Raw genomic sequence first — 4325 nt, 5'->3', positions numbered from 1 at the left:
GAGCCGTTCGAGGGCGTCCGCGCGCTGCGCGCAGCCGACGACGGTGCGCGCGCGTGCGGGGTCGACGTTGGCGAGGTGGAACTCCCACGACGGGATTCGCCGCCACACCTCCGCGGCCGGCGGCACGCGCATGTGCTCTGGGGCCGGGCCGGGTGCGGGCGCGCCGTACCGGGTCACCAGCAGCCGCCACGCCCGGAACGCATCCTTGCCGACCACCCGCTGCTCGAGGATCGCCGGGATCAGCGCCTCCATGACCCGGCCGGTGCGGCCCAGCCGAAGGTGCGGCGCCGTGCGCAGGGCCTTGGCGACGGTCGGCTCCTGCGGGTCGAACCCCGACACGTCATCGTCGGCGCCGAGGAGCGCGGGCAGCGCGTCGGCGAACTCGGCGGCACCGGGTCCCCACGCCTCACAGTCCACGGTGTCGGGTGCGCCGCGGCTCAACCGGGCGGTGACGGGCCCGCTGCGCAGCAGGCTGGTCCGCCAGATCGCGCCGTCGGCGGCGTCGTGGTAGCACGGGTCGCCCCGGCCGCGGCGCAGCGGCGACAGCGTCCAGCCGGGCTTGGCCGGGCCGGCGAACGCCACGCTGGCCGAGATCCGCATCGCCCCAGCCTAGGGGTCGACGGTGATGTCGGCCTTGTCGGCGTAGAACGCGACGTGGCCGGCGATCTGCGCGACCGCGGGGTACGGATCGCGGTAGGTCCAGACCGCGTCCGCGACGGTCTGCCCGCCTGCGACGACGTCGAAGTAGCCGGCCTCGCCCTTGTACGGGCAGTAGGTGGCGGTATCGCTGGGCCGCAACCGCTCGGCGGGCACATCGGTCATCGGGATGTACTGCACTGCAGGGTAAGACGCTTCCTGCAGGGTCAGCGCGGCGTCGGTCTCGGCGACGACCTCGCCGTTGAGCCGCACCACCACGTGGCGCCCGGTGGGCGCGACGGTGATGGGGTGCGCCGCGGAGGGCTCCAGGACGGGACGATCGGTCATCTCACCATTGAACGCCTAGTGCGGACGACCGGCGATCCTGTCCGCCACCACCGCGATCGGCGACGTCCGCGCGGTGCCGCGGGCCTCGTGCCAGTCCGCCGCTTTGTAGGCCAGGTACATGCCCCGCACGCCGAGCCACCGCAGCGGTTCCGGCTCCCAGATTCGGGAGCGGTGCCCGACCCACGGCAACGCGGTCAGCTCCGACTGCCGGTTCAGCACCAGGTCGGTCAGCGTGCGCGCGGCGAGGTTGGTGGCGGTGACGCCGTGTCCGACGTAGCCGCCGGCCCAGCCCATGCCGGTGCCCTGGTCGTAGGCCACGGTGGCCTCCCAGTCGCGCGGCACCGCCAGCACCCCGCACCAGCCGTGCGCGATCGGGACGCGGGACACCTGCGGCAGGATCGTCCGCAACGTCGCGGTGAGGTGGCCGATGGTGCGTTCAGGCACCTGCCCGTCACGGTCGGTGCGGGAGCCGAACCGGTAGGGCACGCTGCGGCCGCCGATCGCGATCCGGTCGTCGACCGTGCGCTGGGCGTAGAAGAACCCGTGCGCGGTGTCGCCGAGCGTCTCCCTGCCCTGCCACCCGATGGTCTCCCAGACGTCCGCGGGAATCGGGTCGGTGGCGATCATCGAGCTGTTCATCGGTAGCCATTGCCGCTTCAGCCCGGGCAGGGCCGCGGTGAATCCTTCGGTGGCCCGCAGCACGACTCCGGCGTTCACGGTGCCCCACGGCGTCGAGGCCCGGCCCGGGCCGATCTCGGTCACCGGGGAGCGCTCGTAGACGACGACGCCGAGCCGCTCGACCGCGTCGGCCAGGCCGCGGACCAGGTGCGCCGGCTGGATCCTGGCGCAGTGCGGATTGTGGTAGGCCGCGACGACCCCATCCAGCCGGATGCGTTGCGCCGCTTCGGCTGCGGTCATCGGTTCGACGCCGTCGACCTGCCAGCGACGTTCGGCCTCCATCGCGGCTGCCAGCCTCCGCGCCTGCGCGGGGTTGCGCGCGACCTCCAGCGTGCCGCCTTTGACGATGCCGGCGTCGATGCCTTCGTCGGCGGCGACCGCGATCACCTCGTCCACGGCGTCGTTCAGCGCGCGCTGCCAGGCGATCACCCCTGCGCGGCCGTACCGGCGGGCCATCCGCTCGCGGTCGCCGGGAACCAGGCCGGACAGCCAGCCGCCGTTGCGTCCCGAGGCGCCGTAACCGGCGAAGCGCGCCTCGAGCACCACGATGCGCAGCGACGGGTCGGCCCGTTTGAGGTAGTACGCGGTCCACAGGCCGGTGTAGCCGGCGCCGACGATGCAGACGTCAGCGTCCCGGGTGCCGGGCAGCGGTGCGCGGCTGATCGGCAACCCGTCGAACCAGTGGGATACATGGCCGTTCAACGGCGGGTGAGTGCGCACCGGGAGATTGTCGCAGCCTAGAACGCGTAGCGGTGGAACTGTGCCAGGGTGCGCACACCGGGGATGCGGTTCATCACCGCACCCAGCCGGCGGTATCCGGCGGGCACCCGCTCGAACACCTCGGACTCGAACACCGGGACCCACTGCAACAGACGGGTTCCCGGTACCGACTCCAGGATGTCCTGTGGTCCGTTGATCGCCCAGTGCAGGATCGCCCCGGACCTCCGCACCACCGCATTGCCTCGTTGGGCCCTGATACCCAGCCAGTTGAACGTGTCGAAGTGCATTTCGCCAGAGGAGAACCGGTCGACCATTCGGCACAGCAGCGCAGTCCCCTGGTCTGCGGTCAGATACATGGTCAGTCCCTCGGCGACGACGAGGGTGGGCCTGTCGACCGGGATGCCACTCAGCCATCCCGGATCGGTCACCGACGCCGCCACCACATGGTGTCGGGACGTCCCCGGATAGAAGTGCTCTCGCAGCGCGGCGACCTCGGGATAGTCGACGTCATACCAGTCGACGCCGTCTCCCGGTGCCACGCGGAAGTACCTGCTGTCGAGCCCGCAGCCCAGGTGCAGCACCACGGCCTGCGGGTGCACGGCCAGGAATTGCCTTGTCCAGGTGTCGAAGTGCGCCGACCGCAGAGTGACCGACGCGGCGTTGCGCGCCGTGATCGTCGTCGTCGACCAGTCGTAGTCGATCTGGCGGACGACGTCGCCGGCCCAGTGGTCCCCGAGTACCGAAGCCGGGTTGTCCGCGTCGAGCGCTTTGGCGTACAGCGTGGCCAGCATGGTCTGCGGGGCGCCGTGCAGATCGACACGGACCTTGCCGCTCAGCCGGCAGCCTTCCCGGCCCGTTTGGCCTCCCGCAGACCCACCCAGAATTTCGCGGCTTCCCGGATCGACTCCTCGACAGGCCTTGGCTGCCAACCGAGCTCGCGCCGTGCTTTGCCGCAGTCGACCGGCGCCTCGGCGCGCATCAGGCGCAGCGAGTCCAGTGAGAGGCGCTCATCGGTGCCTTGCAGCCGGGCCTTGAGGCTGCCCAGGGCGGCCATCGCGTAGGACACCGGCAGCGGGACGGACCTGGTCGGGGCCGGCACGCCGGCGGCCTCGGCGGCGATCCGGACCACCTCGGCGTTGGAGATCATCTTCTCCGAGATCAGGTAACGCTCGCCGGGCCGTCCGTTCTGCGCCGCCAGCAGCATCGCGGCTGCGGCGTCCTCGATGCCCACGGCCTCCAATTCGATGCCGCTCATCACGAAGGGCAGCTTGCCGAACGCGGCGCCGGCGATGATCGCCCCGTGCGGGGTGCGGCCCCAGTCACCGGCACCGTAGGTGGTCGACACGCACATCGCCACCGCGGGCAGTCCGCGGCGCCGCGCGTACTCGAGCACGAGGTTCTCGGCCTGCACCCGGGACCTGACGTACGGGGTCAGGCGGGCCAGTTCGTGGTCGCCGATCACATCGGCCTCGGTGGCAACCTTCCCGCGCCTTCGCCCGACGGTGACGTAGCTGCTGGTGAACACGAACTTCTGCAGGCTGGGGGCAACCGCCGGTTCGACGGCCACGTCGAGGACGTTGCGGGTGCCGTCGACGTTGGTGCGGAACAGCGGCGCCGGGTCCCGCAACCAGCCGCGGGTGTCGACGACGCAGTAGTAGACGTCCTGGCATCCGGTCATCGCCGCGCGCAGCACGTCGTCGTCCCAGATGTCCCCCACGAACCGGGTGACGTCCAGGTCGTCGATGCCGACGGTGTTCGCGCCGTCGCGCACCATCACGCGGACCTGCCGCCCGTCGGCGACCAGCGCGCGCGTGACGTGGCTGCCGAGGTAACCGTTGGCGCCGATGACCAGGACCGGGGCGGGGGAAGAGTCCGGGGCGAGCGAAGCGACGGGGGAAGAGTCCGGGGCGAGCGAAGCGACGGGGGAAGAGTCCGGGGCGAGC

General features: G+C 71.6%; 5 protein-coding genes. All 5 read right to left on the bottom strand.

Annotated features, from left to right (window positions below):
- Positions 1-600, bottom strand: a 600-nt coding sequence (locus MVA01S_RS28830) for a DNA-3-methyladenine glycosylase family protein (RefSeq protein WP_060941803.1), incomplete at its 3' end; no start/stop codon positions are given.
- A 9-nt stretch (positions 601-609) separates the two neighbouring features.
- Complete coding sequence (locus tag MVA01S_RS28825; protein ID WP_003931344.1) at positions 610-984, bottom strand: DUF427 domain-containing protein; 375 nt, start codon at positions 982-984, stop codon at positions 610-612.
- 15 nt (positions 985-999) lie between these two features.
- Positions 1000-2382 (bottom strand): NAD(P)/FAD-dependent oxidoreductase, encoded by a 1383-nt coding sequence (locus tag MVA01S_RS28820; protein WP_003931345.1) that lies wholly within the window; start codon positions 2380-2382, stop codon positions 1000-1002.
- Between the two features lie 17 nt (positions 2383-2399).
- On the bottom strand, positions 2400-3173 hold the full coding sequence (locus tag MVA01S_RS28815) for a class I SAM-dependent methyltransferase (protein ID WP_003931346.1): 774 nt from the start codon (positions 3171-3173) through the stop codon (positions 2400-2402).
- 41 nt (positions 3174-3214) lie between these two features.
- Entirely contained in the window at positions 3215-4234 is a 1020-nt protein-coding gene (locus tag MVA01S_RS28810) for an NAD-dependent epimerase/dehydratase family protein (protein WP_040541857.1), read from the bottom strand.
- Positions 4235-4325 lie beyond the last annotated feature (91 nt).

The organism is Mycolicibacterium vaccae NBRC 14118 = CIP 105934, assembly GCF_001552715.1.
Taxonomy (GTDB): Bacteria; Actinomycetota; Actinomycetes; order Mycobacteriales; family Mycobacteriaceae; genus Mycobacterium; species Mycobacterium vaccae.
Note: the sequence above shows the minus strand (reverse complement) of the source record. Positions and strands in the feature narration are given on the sequence as shown.